The 15,324-nt window shown below is 40.5% G+C and carries 16 protein-coding genes, 1 tRNA gene and 1 riboswitch; of the genes, 16 read left to right on the forward strand and 1 reads right to left on the reverse strand.

The window, feature by feature from the left end:
• Positions 1 to 37 precede the first annotated feature (37 nt).
• A riboswitch (Lysine riboswitch) is annotated at positions 38 to 215 on the forward strand.
• A gap of 113 nt (positions 216 to 328) precedes the next feature.
• Positions 329 to 1,546 carry an aspartate kinase gene (locus AC59HZ_RS01000; protein ID WP_496544060.1) on the forward strand — a complete coding sequence of 406 codons (1,218 nt, stop codon included), beginning with the start codon at positions 329 to 331 and terminating at the stop codon, positions 1,544 to 1,546.
• A gap of 38 nt (positions 1,547 to 1,584) precedes the next feature.
• On the opposite strand, the gene AC59HZ_RS01005 is transcribed toward AC59HZ_RS01000, so the two are convergent.
• Positions 1,585 to 2,037 carry a YslB family protein gene (locus AC59HZ_RS01005; RefSeq protein ID WP_496544061.1) on the reverse strand — a complete coding sequence of 151 codons (453 nt, stop codon included), beginning with the start codon at positions 2,035 to 2,037 and terminating at the stop codon, positions 1,585 to 1,587.
• Between the two features lie 448 nt (positions 2,038 to 2,485).
• On the opposite strand from AC59HZ_RS01005, the gene AC59HZ_RS01010 reads away from it, so the two are divergent.
• The 15 genes from AC59HZ_RS01010 to tig all read left to right on the forward strand — a co-directional run bounded on the left by AC59HZ_RS01010 (position 2,486) and on the right by tig (position 15,294).
• The gene (locus AC59HZ_RS01010; RefSeq protein WP_496544062.1) at positions 2,486 to 3,094 is read left to right on the forward strand and encodes a succinate dehydrogenase cytochrome b558 subunit; all 609 of its coding nucleotides are present in this window, start codon (positions 2,486 to 2,488) and stop codon (positions 3,092 to 3,094) included.
• 62 nt (positions 3,095 to 3,156) lie between these two features.
• Positions 3,157 to 4,908: a succinate dehydrogenase flavoprotein subunit gene (gene sdhA, locus AC59HZ_RS01015; RefSeq protein WP_496544063.1), complete on the forward strand. Its 1,752-nt coding sequence runs from the start codon at positions 3,157 to 3,159 to the stop codon at positions 4,906 to 4,908.
• A 20-nt stretch (positions 4,909 to 4,928) separates the two neighbouring features.
• On the forward strand, positions 4,929 to 5,690 hold the full coding sequence (gene sdhB, locus AC59HZ_RS01020; RefSeq protein WP_430066713.1) for a succinate dehydrogenase iron-sulfur subunit: 762 nt from the start codon (positions 4,929 to 4,931) through the stop codon (positions 5,688 to 5,690).
• 120 nt (positions 5,691 to 5,810) lie between these two features.
• Positions 5,811 to 6,389 (forward strand): class D sortase, LPxTATN-specific, encoded by a 579-nt coding sequence (gene srtD / locus AC59HZ_RS01025; protein WP_496544064.1) that lies wholly within the window; start codon positions 5,811 to 5,813, stop codon positions 6,387 to 6,389.
• A 96-nt stretch (positions 6,390 to 6,485) separates the two neighbouring features.
• Positions 6,486 to 6,950, forward strand: a complete 465-nt coding sequence (locus tag AC59HZ_RS01030) for an acyl-CoA thioesterase (RefSeq protein WP_496544065.1) — start codon at positions 6,486 to 6,488, stop codon at positions 6,948 to 6,950.
• A 119-nt stretch (positions 6,951 to 7,069) separates the two neighbouring features.
• Positions 7,070 to 7,294 (forward strand): spore germination transcription factor GerE, encoded by a 225-nt coding sequence (gene gerE / locus AC59HZ_RS01035; protein ID WP_026572264.1) that lies wholly within the window; start codon positions 7,070 to 7,072, stop codon positions 7,292 to 7,294.
• A 185-nt stretch (positions 7,295 to 7,479) separates the two neighbouring features.
• Positions 7,480 to 7,929 carry a MarR family winged helix-turn-helix transcriptional regulator gene (locus tag AC59HZ_RS01040; protein WP_496544066.1) on the forward strand — a complete coding sequence of 150 codons (450 nt, stop codon included), beginning with the start codon at positions 7,480 to 7,482 and terminating at the stop codon, positions 7,927 to 7,929.
• A 14-nt stretch (positions 7,930 to 7,943) separates the two neighbouring features.
• The gene (gene racE / locus AC59HZ_RS01045) at positions 7,944 to 8,738 is read left to right on the forward strand and encodes a glutamate racemase (RefSeq protein WP_430066709.1); all 795 of its coding nucleotides are present in this window, start codon (positions 7,944 to 7,946) and stop codon (positions 8,736 to 8,738) included.
• Between the two features lie 133 nt (positions 8,739 to 8,871).
• Positions 8,872 to 9,927 (forward strand): GerMN domain-containing protein, encoded by a 1,056-nt coding sequence (locus AC59HZ_RS01050; protein ID WP_496544067.1) that lies wholly within the window; start codon positions 8,872 to 8,874, stop codon positions 9,925 to 9,927.
• A gap of 102 nt (positions 9,928 to 10,029) precedes the next feature.
• Positions 10,030 to 10,785 carry a ribonuclease PH gene (gene rph, locus AC59HZ_RS01055; protein ID WP_496544068.1) on the forward strand — a complete coding sequence of 252 codons (756 nt, stop codon included), beginning with the start codon at positions 10,030 to 10,032 and terminating at the stop codon, positions 10,783 to 10,785.
• Between the two features lie 89 nt (positions 10,786 to 10,874).
• Positions 10,875 to 11,486: an XTP/dITP diphosphatase gene (locus tag AC59HZ_RS01060; protein WP_496544069.1), complete on the forward strand. Its 612-nt coding sequence runs from the start codon at positions 10,875 to 10,877 to the stop codon at positions 11,484 to 11,486.
• Positions 11,483 to 12,004 (forward strand): metallophosphoesterase family protein, encoded by a 522-nt coding sequence (locus tag AC59HZ_RS01065; protein WP_496544070.1) that lies wholly within the window; start codon positions 11,483 to 11,485, stop codon positions 12,002 to 12,004. Before AC59HZ_RS01060 ends, AC59HZ_RS01065 begins: the two co-directional genes overlap by 4 nt.
• A gap of 641 nt (positions 12,005 to 12,645) precedes the next feature.
• Positions 12,646 to 12,722: transfer RNA gene (locus AC59HZ_RS01070), tRNA-Arg, on the forward strand.
• A 99-nt stretch (positions 12,723 to 12,821) separates the two neighbouring features.
• Positions 12,822 to 13,847, forward strand: a complete 1,026-nt coding sequence (locus tag AC59HZ_RS01075; RefSeq protein ID WP_496544071.1) for a tetratricopeptide repeat protein — start codon at positions 12,822 to 12,824, stop codon at positions 13,845 to 13,847.
• A 169-nt stretch (positions 13,848 to 14,016) separates the two neighbouring features.
• A complete protein-coding gene (gene tig, locus AC59HZ_RS01080; RefSeq protein ID WP_496544072.1) occupies positions 14,017 to 15,294 on the forward strand; it encodes a trigger factor in 1,278 nt (425 codons plus the stop codon).
• Positions 15,295 to 15,324 lie beyond the last annotated feature (30 nt).

Here is a 15,324-nt window from a genome sequence, read left to right on the forward strand (position 1 = left end):
AGTGAAAATTTAATTTACTGTCACTTTTACGTACTAAAGTGAAGGTAGAGGTGCGAGCTTCAAGAGTAAAGGTTCTGAGAAGGATGAGCTTCCAGGACGAGCCTTGAAAGGGGATGTTCGCCGAAGTGAAGAAAGTCTCATTTCTTTCTTTGCTGGTCCTGTATTGAATAAATGCCGGATTGTCAAGGCTGTTGCCTTGGAGAGCTATCTTACCTTGTAGGCGCAAGATTTTTTTGTGTTTATAAAGCAATGAGATACTCTCTCATTGCTTTTTTTATTTTTTCCAGGGAAAACTATAGCAATCACTTGAAAGTAGGGGAAAACGAACATGGGGCTTATTGTACAAAAATTCGGGGGGACTTCCGTTGGAAGCGTCGAGAGAATTTTAAATGTAGCAGAATGTGTTAGAGAAGAAACTGAGCGGGGAAATAAGGTAGTTGTCGTCGTTTCGGCAATGGGAAAGTCAACGGATAAGCTCGTTAACTTGGCAAAGGAAATCTCCGCTCAGCCTAATAAGCGGGAAATGGATATGCTTCTTTCTACCGGCGAGCAGGTGACCATCGCGTTATTGAGTATGGCCTTAAACCAAAACGGCTTGGAGGCTGTTTCCAACACTGGCTGGCAAGCGGGAATCGTGACAGAACCTGTTCATGGAAATGCAAGGATTTCAAAAATCAATACCCAGGCGATTGAAGCCCAGCTTAATGATGGGAAGGTCGTCATTGTTGCCGGCTTCCAAGGAATTACCGAAGATGGTGAAATTACCACTCTCGGACGCGGAGGTTCTGACACGACCGCAGTGGCTTTAGCAGCTGCTTTAAAAGCAGATAAGTGTGATATTTATACAGATGTTACCGGAGTATTCACAACGGATCCTAGATATGTGAAAAACGCTCGTAAATTACTATCGGTCTCTTATGATGAAATGCTCGAGCTTGCTAATTTAGGTGCAGGCGTTTTGCACCCTCGAGCGGTGGAATTTGCCAAAAACTATAATGTCCGATTAGAAGTCCGTTCTAGTATGGAGAAAATTGAAGGAACTGTAATTGAGGGGGAAGCTACAATGGAACAAAACTTAGTCGTCCGCGGAGTCGCATTTGAAGATGAAATTACACGGGTAACCGTATTAGGACTTAAAAATTCATTAACAAGTCTTTCAACTATTTTTACAACACTTGCACAGAATCACATAAATGTCGATATTATCATTCAAAGTACAACCGAAACTGGTACAGCTAATCTGTCTTTCTCTATTCACACAAATGATTGGGTTGACACGTTAAAGGTTTTGGAAAACAATAAAACTGGCTTAGGCTATGAGCAGCTTGATGCAGAGAATAAATTGGCGAAGGTATCAATTGTAGGTTCTGGTATGATCTCCAATCCAGGAGTTGCCGCAAAAATGTTTGCCGTTCTAGCTGAGAACAATATTGCTGTAAAGATGGTCAGCACTTCTGAGATAAAAGTTTCCGCTGTTGTAGAAGAAAAAAATATGCTGAAAGCGGTAGAAGTATTGCACGACGCATTTGAACTTGGAAACAACTAAAAAATAGTGAAAGGCACCTCGATGGTGCCTTTCACTATTTAAATTGGATCTTTCTTATCCCATTTGACAGTGAAGCGGACGGTGTTAGATTTTTTGACTGGATGTTCAAAGGTTTCGGCTATGGCTTCCTTTTGCAGCTCGATTTGCTGTGCAAGGAATCCGGCTTCCAGCTGAAAAAAGTTTTCTGCCTTTGATTTGACTCGTGATACCAGAAGTGGACTTGATAGTTCAAATTCTATCTCATTTTTATTTTCATGATTGATGGTTAACTGTCCCCAGGAAGCATTGGCAAAAAATTCAACCATTTGAGCATAATCGGATAAAGGAAATTTACGTGCTAGCCGTTTGCCGGCCCAATATAAAATTTCTGGCGTATCTTTTCCTAAAATCTCAGGCAAAAGAACTTCTCGGATCAGTTCATAACCGAAGGTGGATATGGTTCTTGGTTCTTCTATAGGTTGCTTGAGTTCAACGACTGTACTATCTTTCACTTGTTTCCCCTCTTTCTATCATTCTATTATATACAAACTATGTTACAATTCAGTACCGTTTTTATAAAATAGGGCTTACATTTTGAAGGGATTTTTTGTTATTTTGCTATATCATCACTCGTTTACTATCATAATTATTATTTCCTAAAAATTTTATATTCCAACCGTAAGATGTTGGTAATTTGAATGTAAAAATCTAGATTATTTTTCAAAAAAAACCACCACAAAATGAATGCGCTTTCATTCTATTATAATATCAATATATTTTAAAAACTTTATTTTTTACCAAAGATTTGTGTATCCGGTTTCTTGACGCTCTATGATGATGGGAGTAAAATGGACATGTCACATTATTGTCACAATGGTGCTAGGTTACATATTCTTTAAAAAGGAATGAAAAAAGGAAAGAACTTAACATCATTTTTACAAATTAAAAGGGGGTAAATGTATGGCGAGTAATCGAGAGTTTTTTAATCGGAGATTGCATTCATTGCTGGGAGTTATTCCTATCGGGATCTTTCTCATGCAGCACCTAGTAGTTAACCATTATGCAACAGTGGGAGTCGAGTCTTTCAATAAGGCTGCGAACTTTATGGGGGGTCTTCCTTTTCGCTATGTCTTAGAGACAGTAATTATTTATTTACCATTGTTATTTCATGCAATTTATGGGCTTTATATTGCTTTTACTGCCAAAAATAATACTAGCAGATTCGGATTCTTCAGAAACTGGATGTTCTTGCTGCAACGTATCACAGGCGTCATTACGCTGATCTTTATTGCTTGGCATGTATGGGAGACCCGTGTTGCTGCCGCTTTTGGACATGAAGTTAATTTTCAAATGATGCAGGATATTCTTTCATCACCATTCATGTTTGGATTTTATGTTGTTGGGATTATTTCAGCAATTTTCCACTTTGCCAATGGATTATGGTCATTCATGGTTAGCTGGGGCATCACTGTATCGCCACGTTCACAAGTCATTGCTACATATGTGACACTCGTGATTTTCTTAGCACTTTCTTATGTTGGAATTTCGACTTTGTTAGCATTTGTATAATAGTTCACAATTACGATTGATCGGAAAAAATAATTGGATTTTGGATTAAGGGAGTGAGTCAAATGAGTAAAGGTAAGGTAGCCATAGTCGGCGGCGGTTTAGCAGGCTTAATGGCAGCAATTAAGGTAGCGGAATCCGGAACACCAGTAGAATTGTTTTCGCTTGTTCCTGTGAAACGCTCTCACTCTGTTTGTGCCCAAGGCGGTATTAATGGAGCAGTAAATACTAAAGGTGAAGGTGACTCCCCGTGGATTCACTTTGACGATACCATTTATGGCGGAGATTTCTTAGCAAACCAACCGCCTGTTAAGGCAATGTGCGATGCTGCACCTGGAATCATCAATTTATTTGACCGGATGGGAGTTATGTTTAACCGTACTCCTGAAGGACTTTTAGACTTCCGTCGTTTCGGCGGTACTCAGCACCACCGTACAGCGTTTGCCGGTGCAACAACTGGTCAGCAGCTTCTTTACGCATTGGACGAGCAGGTTCGTCGTCATGAAGTAGATGGATTAGTAACAAAGTACGAGGGCTGGGAATTCTTGGGAACAGTGATCGATGACGAAGGCACTTGCCGCGGGATTGTTGCTCAAGACCTAAAAACAATGGAAATCCGTTCATTTGCCGCTGATGCAGTCATTATGGCATCAGGTGGACCTGGGATTATTTTTGGAAAGTCTACTAACTCTGTCATTAACACTGGTTCTGCTGCATCTATCGTGTATCAGCAAGGTGTTTATTATGCGAACGGTGAAATGATCCAAATTCATCCTACTGCTATTCCTGGCGATGACAAGCTTCGCCTCATGAGTGAATCTGCACGTGGTGAAGGTGGACGGGTTTGGACTTATAAAGATGGTAAGCCATGGTACTTCCTAGAGGAAAAATATCCTGCTTACGGAAACCTTGTACCACGTGATATCGCAACACGTGAAATTTTTGACGTGTGTGTAAATCAAAAATTGGGAGTTAACGGCGAAAATACAGTTTTCCTTGATCTTTCCCACAAGGATCCACACGAATTGGATATTAAACTAGGTGGAATCATCGAGATTTATGAAAAATTCATGGGTGATAATCCACGTAAAGTACCGATGAAAATTTTCCCTGCGGTTCACTATTCAATGGGCGGACTATGGGTTGATTATGACCAAATGACTAATATCAAAGGTCTGTTTGCAGCAGGTGAGTGTGATTATTCACAGCACGGCGCTAACCGTCTTGGAGCAAACTCCCTTCTTTCAGCCGTTTACGGCGGAATGGTTGCAGGACCAAATGCTGTTAAATATATCAATGGACTAGAAAAGAGTTCCGATGCTGTTTCTTCTTCTGTCTTCGATCGTCATGTGAAAGAACAGGAAGAAAAGTGGAATTCGATCATGTCTTTAAATGGAACGGAAAATGCTTACGTTCTTCATAAAGAGCTTGGTGAATGGATGACTGATAATGTAACCGTTGTTCGTTACAATGACAAGCTGTTAAAAACAGATGAAAAGATTCAAGAGCTCATGGAGCGCTACCAAAATATTAACATTAATGATACATCTAAATGGAGCAACCAAGGTGCAGCCTTCACACGTCAATTACAAAACATGCTGCAAATGGCTCGTGTTATCACCCTTGGTGCTTACAATCGTAATGAAAGCCGTGGTGCTCATTACAAGCCGGATTTCCCAGAGCGTAATGATGAGGAATTCATGAAAACAACAATGGCTAAATTTGTTGATTCTAAATCTGCTCCTGCTTTCCATTATGAGGACATCGATGTATCCTTGATTAAGCCACGGAAGCGCGATTACACTACAAAGCATTAATGAAAGGGGAGTAGGAATAAATGTCTGAAAAGAAAATGGTAAAATTTATTATCCAACGTCAGGATAGCGAAAATGCCGCTCCGTATGAGGAGACTTTTGAAGTCCCTTATCGTCCGAATATGAACGTTATTTCTGCGTTAATGGAAATTCGTAAAAATCCTGTTGATGCTAGTGGAAAAGCTACTACCCCAATCACTTGGGATATGAACTGTTTAGAGGAAGTTTGCGGTGCTTGTTCAATGATTATCAATGGCAAGCCGCGCCAATCCTGTTCCGCTCTTGTTGATCAATTGGAACAGCCAATCCGTTTAGCGCCAATGAGAACTTTCCCTGTTGTCCGGGACCTTCAGGTTGACCGCAGCAGAATGTTTGATGCCTTAAAGAAAGTAAAAGCGTGGATTCCGATCGATGGAACGTACGACTTAGGTCCTGGACCACGTATGCCAGAAAATAAGCGTCAGTGGGCCTATGAGCTTTCAAAATGTATGACATGCGGTGTATGTTTAGAGGCCTGCCCGAATGTTAACAGTAAATCCGACTTTATCGGTGCACAGCCATTATCACAGGTTCGTCTCTTCAACGCCCATCCAACAGGCGCAATGAATAAGGCTGAGCGTTTGGAAGCGATTATGGGTGATGGTGGACTTGTAAACTGTGGTAACTCGCAAAACTGCGTTCAATCCTGCCCGAAAGGTATTCCATTGACTACTTCAATTGCAGCGTTGAACCGTGATACAACGATTCAATCATTCAGAAGATTCTTCGGAAGCGACCATCAATAAATTTGCTTTATTAACCTTCTTTTCAATTTTGGAAAGAAGGTTTTTCTGTTTTTAAGATTGAAATCTTTGTTATACTTGTAAATATGAAAATACCTTTTAAAATAGGCAGGTATCCCTAACGTGAAAGCAAAATTTCCGTTGTTCATCATTTTTATCGGTCTCGTTCTTTTAGGCATCGGTGCCTGGCAATATATTGATGTCAAACTCCAAACAAAGGCGTCTCTAAAAGAGGCAAAGGAGATGGTGCTCGACCAGCCTGCTAGTGCAGAAGTGCAGCAGCAAAAACATAATGCGCCAAAGATGGGGGAAACGGCCGGTCTTTTAGTCATTCCCAAAATTAAAGCAGAGTTAGCGATCGTGGAGGGCACAGACCCGGATGATCTTGAAAAAGGTGTCGGCCATTATAAAGGCTCATTTTTTCCCGGAGATAAGGGGCAAATTGTTTTATCTGGACACAGGGACACGGTTTTCCGCCGGTTAGGTGAATTGAAAATTGGCGACTCCCTGAAAATGCAAATGCCATTTGGAAACTATACCTATGAAATTACCCATACCAAAATTGTTAAATCCGATGATACCAGCATAATTACCTTGCAGCACGAGAAGGAAGAATTAATACTCACGACCTGTTACCCATTTCGATATGTAGGGAATGCCCCGAAAAGGTATATTATTTATGCGAAGCTGAAAAACTCCTAATTATTAAGGGGTTTTTATTTTGCAGTTTCAAATTCTAATAAAAGAATCTATAATAAAATGAATAGTCATTCATTCGTACAAAAGGGGACCAACTAAATGGGAAAAGCAATATACATAGATGATTTTGATAAATGGGAGCAGGAATTTGAATTTTATTTACCCGTCAAGGTTCGATTTTCCGAAACAGATATGTTTGGACACCTCAACAACACCGTACCATTCATCTATTTTGAGGAAGCGCGAGTTGAATTTTTAAAATCGATCGGATTTATGCAAAGCTGGACACGGCCGGAAAGTAAGACAATTCCCGTGGTAGCGGACCTCCAATGTGATTTTTTAAAACAGATCTACTTTGATGAACAATTAAAGATCTATGTTAAAGCAGAATCCGTAGGAAATTCATCTGCCGATATCCACTACTTGGGGAAAAGGGAAGACGGTTCGATTGGCTTTGTCGGCAGGAGCACAATTGTTCAAATCTCCAAAAAGACAGGCAAAGGATTTCCATGGACAGAGCAACAGAAAAATATACTCATAAATAATGAAAAAATTGGCATATAATTTTATTTTCCTTTAAAGAAATATAGTCACTCCATTTGCCCTATTCACATAAGATATGGTGACTAAATTTATACCCACCCCCGGTGCATAACTGGCGAAGGCAAGGAGGGTCACAATACTTGAAGGAGAATGATTATACTCACAAGCCATTACTCACCAAACGCGAAAGAGAAGTATTCGAACTGTTAGTACAGGACAAAACAACTAAGGAAATCGCTGGTGAACTTTTTATAAGCGAAAAAACGGTTCGAAACCATATTTCGAATGCCATGCAAAAGCTTGGTGTAAAGGGGCGTTCTCAAGCTGTTGTAGAGCTCCTTCGTATGGGAGAGCTCGAACTATAACAATGACCGGCATCCATTTTGGAGGCCGGTTCATTATTTTTGTTTAAAAACTCTTCGATTATTTCAACTTGAAATTTTAGCGAAAAAAGTAGAAAATAAGGACAAGCATTAAGACTATTTAAAAAAAATCATTAAATAGATACTCTTGTCTTGAGGGAGAAGCTTTTTTATAGGAGTGTATGATCATGAAACTCGAAAATACTGAAAAAATTAACGGGGAAATTGTTGCCAATATTGAAAAAGACTTACGCTATATATCTGGAATCATCAAGCAAAAAGGAAGAGAAATGTTAAGCAATTATAAAATTACCCCTCCGCAATTTGTTGCCTTGCAATGGCTATTTGAAGATGGCGATATGACAATCGGTGATCTTTCAAATAAAATGTATTTGGCCTGCAGCACAACGACGGATCTTGTAGACCGCATGGAGAAAAATCTTCTAGTTGAACGTGTAAAGGATCCAAGCGACCGCCGGGTGGTCAGGATCCATCTGCTGGAAGAGGGCAAAAGAATTATTGATGAAGTCATTAAAAAACGTCAAGTGTATTTAGAGGAAGTATTAGACGATTTCTCAGTGGAAGAAATTCGATTCCTTCAAAAAAGCTTGATGAAACTTCATCAGGAAATGCGTTAAAAGAGGCGAGAAATTTGAAGCAACCAATTGGTGTAATCGATTCTGGTGTGGGTGGATTAACCGTTGCCAAAGAGGTCATGAGGCAGCTTCCTAATGAGAAAATCATCTATTTGGGTGATACTGCCCGATGCCCGTATGGTCCCCGGACACCCAGAGAAGTAAAAAAATTCACATGGGAATTGACCACCTTTTTACTAGAAAAAAACATAAAAATGCTTGTAATTGCTTGTAACACGGCAACGGCGGCAGCTCTTGATGAGATTCGAAAAGAATTATCGATTCCCGTTCTTGGTGTTATTAACCCAGGAGCAAGGGCAGCCATCAAGCGGACTAAAAACTACCGGGTTGGGATTATCGGTACAGAAGGGACGGTCAAAAGTGGTGCTTATGAAAGGGCACTCAAATCACTAAATAGCCGGCTTTTTGTGACCAGCCAGGCCTGCCCAAAATTCGTTCCTCTCGTAGAGAGCAGTGAGTTTGACGGCCCTATTGCTGAGAAAATCGTTGACGAGGCATTAAAGCCGCTCCAAAATCAAAATTTGGACACATTAATTTTAGGCTGTACTCATTATCCGTTGTTGGAACCATTAATAAAAAATGTAATGGGTGACAATTGTAGTGTCATCAGTTCCGGTGATGAAACAGCAAGGGAGATCAGTGCCATCCTGCAGTATAATGGCTTGTTGGAAACATGTGAGGAAGAATCTTTGCATGAATTTTACACGACCGGTTCAAGGAGGATTTTTTCAAAAATTGCTTCGCAATGGCTGGGAATCCCTATAAATGAAGTGAAAAAAATCAAACTGTAGAGTTCTCAATTTGGGAGCTCTTTTTGTATGAAAAAAATTTTAAAAAGATGTTCTTTTTTCTGTCCTAAGGCGGTCTAATTTTTTCCTAGGCTCGTATACATATTAGTACAAACAGTCTTAGGGGGGAATTAATTTGTTTAAAAATAAAGCAAAAATCCTTGGTTTAACGGTGCTGACTTCATCAGTGCTGCTTTCTGGCTGCGGCTTGTTTGGCGGTGAAACACAAAAGAAAATTGACCCGCCAAAAACAACACAGGTAGTCGATAAAAAAGAAAATAAAGAAACAGCGGCTGCGAAGAAGGCCAATGCTGAAAACACTGTTCAAACAGAACTATACTTAATTGATAAAAATGGCTATGTCGTTCCTCAAACACTGGCACTTCCTAAGACCGCTTCAGTGGCGAAGCAGGCACTTGAATACTTAGTGGTGAATGGCCCTGTTACTGACATGCTTCCAAATGATTTCCGGGCTGTCCTGCCAGAGGATACAGACATTTCTGTAAACATTGATAAAGACGGGCTCGCTTCAGTTAATTTTTCAAAAGAATTTAAGAATTACAAGCCGGAAGATGAGAAAAGAATTCTTCAATCTGTCACATGGACTTTAACCCAATTTGATAATGTTAACGCGGTGGCTATTAAAATGAATGGAACGGCGCTTACGAAAATGCCTGTGAAAGGAACTCCAATCAGCGAGCGTCTTTCAAGAGCATCGGGTATTAACATTGATACAACGGATGTAATGGATATTACGAATACCAAGCCTGTTACCGTCTATTACATAGGTGGAGAGGAAGAGGGCTCCTATTACTATGTTCCGGTAACCCGCCGTGTCCCTGCCAGCGAAAAGGATAACATTACTGCTGTTGTGAATGAATTGATTCAAGGGCCTAGTGAAAATTCAAACCTAGTCTCTGAGTTTATGTCTGATGTAAAGCTTTTAGAAGCGCCTAAGATGGCCAATGGTCAGGTGACTTTGAACTTTGATGAAAATATTTATGGCAGCTTTGAAGAAAAAGAAATCTCTCAATCATTACTTAATGCGCTCGTGCTTTCATTAACGGAGCAAAAGGACGTTAAAAAAGTGGCCATCCAAGTTAAAGGCAAGGCAGAGCTGAAAAATGATCAAGGCAAAAAATTGACTGAGCCGGTAACTCGTCCAGAAAAAGTCAATACAGGTAGTTTCTAAAAAATAATTTTTGTTATACTATATAGTGACCATGAAAGAGGTTGGCTTTTAAGGCCGCCTCTTCTTTATTTGGCATTGTCGTAAATGAAGGGGGCGTATGTTATGCGTGTTGATGGCAGGGAGCCATTACAGCTAAGGCCAATACATATTGAAACAAACTATTTAATGCATCCCGAAGGATCTGTCCTCATTTCAGTAGGGAATACGAAGGTAATTTGTACGGCGAGCATCGAAGATCGAGTACCGCCGTTTATGAGAGGCGAAGGAAAAGGCTGGATTACAGCCGAATATTCGATGCTTCCGCGGGCAACGGAATCGAGAAATATAAGGGAATCCTCAAAAGGAAAGGTCACTGGCCGGACGATGGAGATTCAGCGTTTAATTGGTAGAGCACTTCGAGCTGTAGTCGACCTTAGTGCTCTTGGCGAGAAAACGGTCTGGATTGATTGCGACGTCATTCAAGCAGACGGCGGCACAAGAACTGCTTCGATAACAGGGGCTTTTGTCGCGATGACGATCGCAATAAATCGCTTATCCGAGAAAAAGTCAATGTCAAAGTTTCCAATTATCGATTATTTAGCGGCTACAAGCGTTGGAATTTTACAAAAAGGTGAAACGGTTCTCGACTTGAATTATGCGGAAGATTCCAAGGCCCACGTCGATATGAATGTCGTAATGACAGGCAGCGGCGAGTTCGTCGAATTACAGGGGACTGGCGAGGAATCTACTTTTTCTTATGAACAGCTGCAAGGATTACTTCATGCTGCACAGGAAGGGCTGATGGAGCTGCTTGAACATCAAAAAACCGCACTTGGCGAAGAGATTGCGAAGAAAATTGAGGGCCGGCGAAAGAAGTAAACTCATTTTTGGTAAAGGTTGATATTACTGTCTTCTTGATTGGTGGTCTAACCGTAGAATTAAGATTTATAACATGAGAGGCGAATGATATGAAGGAAGTTATTATTGCTACTAAAAACCCTGGTAAAGCAAGAGAATTTGAGCATATTTTTGCCCCTAGAGGATATTCGGTCAAAACCCTGCTAGATTTTCCGGAAATCCCAGAGGTCGAAGAAACAGGTTCAACCTTCGAAGAAAATGCCATTTTAAAGGCAGAGGCTGTTTCACAGGCGCTAAATAAGATGGTGATTGGTGACGATTCAGGCCTGATCGTGGATGCCTTAGAAGGCAGACCAGGAATCTACTCCGCCCGTTATGCGGGAGAGCCAAAGAACGATCAAAATAATACAGAAAAAGTTCTGTCTGAATTAAAAGGCGTTCCCGAGGGGGAGCGAACAGCCCGTTTCTATTGTGCATTAGCAGTGGCAGTTCCAGGGCAAGAAACCTTCACGGTGTCAGGCACTTGTGAAGGGCGTATTTTAGAAGAGCAACGTGGTACTAATGGTTTTGGCTATGATCCCGTTTTTTATGTCCCTGATAAAGACCGTGCAATGGCTGAGCTTTCTTCAGATGAAAAAAATAAAATCAGCCACCGGGCAAATGCTCTGAAGAAGCTGGATGATGTGCTGGATGGTATTTTAGAAAAGGCTAATGAGGCATGAGCAAGGTTTTAGTTGTTAGCGATAGTCATGGATTGACAAAGGAACTCGAGATTTTACGTGAAAGACATTTGAATGAAGTCGATTTGATGATTCATTGCGGCGATTCACAATTGATGCCTGATGATCAATCCATGTCTGGCTATTTAACCGTAATGGGTAACTGTGATTTCGGTGGAGGGTACCCATTAGATACAACCACGGAGGTTGCCGGCAGAAAGTTATTCATTACCCATGGTCATCGATATTCTGTAAAAACTTCTTTGATGAATTTAAAGTATAAAGCACAAGAGGTTAATGCTGATATCGTCTGCTTTGGACACTCGCACGTCTTAGGTGCAGAAGTGATTAAAGAGACGTTGTTCTTAAATCCAGGAAGCATCCGTCTTCCCCGTGAGCGACTAGAAAAAACTTATGTTATTTTGGATTTATTGGATGATAAAATAAAAATGTCCGTGTTTGAAATGAATGGGCGGGAGATCTTAGAGCTTTCTCGGGAATTTATATTACCTCAAAAATGATTTGAAACCTAGTAGTGACCGTGCAGGGGGAAAATAGCTTTGCACGGGCACTAAGAAGGGTTCATAATGCCTGTGAAACAAGAATAATAAGTTTCACGGTCGTTAAGAGGGGTTCATAATGCCCGTGAACCAAGAAAACGATGCTCGACGGTCGTTAAGAAGGGTTCATAATGCCCGTGAACCAAGAAAAAGATGTTCGACGGTCGTTAAGAAGGGTTCCTAATGCCCGTGAACCAAGAAAAAGATGTTCGACGGTCGTTAAGAAGGGTTCCTAATGCCCGTGAACCAAGAAAAAGATGTTCGACGGTCGTTAAGAAGGGTTCCTAATGCCCGTGAACCAAGAAAAAGATGTTCGACGGTCGTTAAGAAGGGTTCCTAATGCCCGTGAACTAAGAAAAGGTTGTCCCATGGTCGTTAAGAAGGGCTCATAATACCCGTAAAACAAGAAAAGGTTGTCCCACGGTCACTAAGAGAGGTTTATAATGCTCGCGAAACGAGAAAAACGAGTTCCCGGTCATTAAGAACGATTAAAATTTTCATATCGAAAACTTAAATTAAAATAAAAATAAAAAATGTAAAAAACCCGTTGACTTTTAGATATTAGGATAATATAATAAATCTTGTCGCTGATAATTAAATACGTCCCAGTAGCTCAGCAGGATAGAGCAACGGCCTTCTAAGCCGTCGGTCGGGAGTTCGAATCTCTCCTGGGACGCCATACTACATACCAGACATTAACTCACTTTTGATAGTGAGTTTTTTTTGTGCCTCATTTATGCTACACTATTTTCCAAGACACGCAAAAGGACGGATTTTTATGAAAAAACGGGAAAAAGCGAAACGAATCGATAATGTAATTTTCTTTCCCGGAATTGAAAAAAGATTAACAGATAAAGGCTTAGAGAGCCTGCGTAATAAAAAATATCAAGAAGCCATTACCCTTTTAGAAGAAGCAAAAGAACTAGATCCAGAAAATGCCGACATCCTAATCGGACTTGCTCTTGCCTATTTCGAGGCAGGATCCTTTAAAAAAGCAAGAAAGCTCGCCAACGAAATGCTCCTAAAAGGAATTGGAGATTATTTTCAAATGGTAGACCTCTACTTAACAATCCTTATCCAACTCCATGAATACCAAGAAATCGTCTCGACCATTGAAGCCTTGTTAGATGAAAAAGAGATTCCACTAGACAAACATGATCATTTTTTAACCATCCTCCAATTCAGCCGGAGAATGGCGGAGAATCGCAAACTGGACATAAATGAACCCGAGATGGAGGAAAACCATCCACAGCAGCTAAATCTTTTATCATCAAACAATCTCAATGAACAAATGCTGCTAATTTCGAACCTGGCAGAAAAAAATATCCGCCCCTATGTTCCTGAGATTGAAGAATACCTCACATCAGAAGAAGGGCATCCGTTTCTTAAAACGATTCTGTTAACGCTGCTCAAAGAGCAAGAAATCGATCGAGAATTAAAAATCACAAAATTCTCACAAGAAAACGCAGTCATCCCCACTCAATTGCCAGACGTTAGACAGCAGCCCAGAATGATCCAAATTAAAGCTCTATTAGAAAATCAACTTGAAAGCAGTGACCCTGTTCTCTTTGAAAATATCATCGCCTTGGTAGAACGAATTTTTTTTATGAGCTTTCCGTTTGAGCTGCAACCTGAGAACAGTTCTGCTTGGGCCGCAACCTTCTACATTCTTGCACAAGAATACATGGGAATGGAGCCTAAATTACCTCAAACAGCGATGGAATATGGAGTCACATTGCAAGAAATAGAGCAAGCTAGAGGCCAAATTGAACAAATTGAGAAAATTTCTTATCCTAATATATAACCTACGGTGTTGAAACACAGCAATCCTGTGTTATAATGTAGGGGTTGCATTGTGTAAAAAATTATATTTTACATTAAAAAAGTGGAAATATGACTTATTGGACAAGACATATTTCGATTCTTAATTCGTTACGAATGAAATGAGAATAGATGTTGGAGGGAAAATAGGTATGACAGCAAAATGGGAAAAATTAGAAGGAAACCGCGGCGTCCTTACAATTGAAGTAAGTGCTGAACAAGTAAGCAAAGGGTTAGACGAAGCATTCCAAAAAGTTGTTAAGCAAGTAAACGTTCCAGGATTCCGTAAAGGAAAAATGCCTCGTGGTATGTTTGAAAAGCGTTTCGGTGTAGAATCACTTTACCAAGACGCATTAGATATTCTTCTTCCAGAAGCATACGGCAATGCAATCGACGAAGCAGGAATCGAGCCAATCGACCGTCCTGATATCGACATCGAACAAATGGAAAAAGGCAAAGACCTTATTTTCAAAGCAACAGTTCAAGTTAAGCCTGAAGTAACATTAGGCGAATACAAAGGCCTTGAAGTAGAAGCGTTAGATACAAACGTGACTGACGAAGACGTTCAAAAAGAATTAGAAACACTTCAAAACCGTCACGCTGAGCTTGTTGTAAAAGAAGACACTGCTGCTGAAAACGGTGATACAGTTGTTATCGACTTTGAAGGATTCGTTGATGGCGAAGCTTTCGAAGGCGGCAAAGCTGAAAACCACTCTTTAGAACTTGGAACAGGATCTTTCATTCCTGGCTTCGAAGAGCAATTAGTTGGTGTTAAAGCTGGCGAATCTAAAGATGTAGAAGTATCATTCCCTGAAGAATACCATGCAGCTGAGCTTGCTGGCAAACCAGCAACTTTCAAAGTAACTGTTCATGAAATCAAAGGCAAAGAGCTTCCTGTATTAGATGACGAGTTTGCAAAAGATGTTGACGATGAAGTAGAAACATTAGATGCATTAAAAGAAAAAATCAAAACTCGTTTAGAAGACAGCAAAAAGCATGAAGCAGAACACCACCTTCGTGACACAGTAGTGGAAAAAGCTGCTGAAAACGCGGAAGTTGAAATTCCAGAAGTTATGGTTTCTAACGAAGTAAACCGCATGCTTCAAGAATTTGAACAACGTCTGCAAATGCAAGGCATGAACCTTGAGCTTTACTTCCAATTCTCTGGTCAAGACGAAGCGGCTCTTCGCGAACAAATGAAGGAAGAAGCACAAACTCGTGTGAAAGTGAACTTAACACTTGAAGCAATTGCAAAAGCTGAAAACCTTGAAGCAAATGACGAAGATGTAAACGCTGAGCTTGAAAAAATGGCTGGTATGTACAACATGTCAGTTGATGCAATCCAACAAGCACTTGGCGGCGTAGAAGGCATCAAAGCTGAGCTTAAATTCAAAAAAGCGATCGACTTTATTGTTGAAAACAAAAAGTAATTTTTATAAGTAATCGCAAGGCACGATTTT

This window comes from Neobacillus sp. DZ-9 (genome assembly GCF_059587065.1).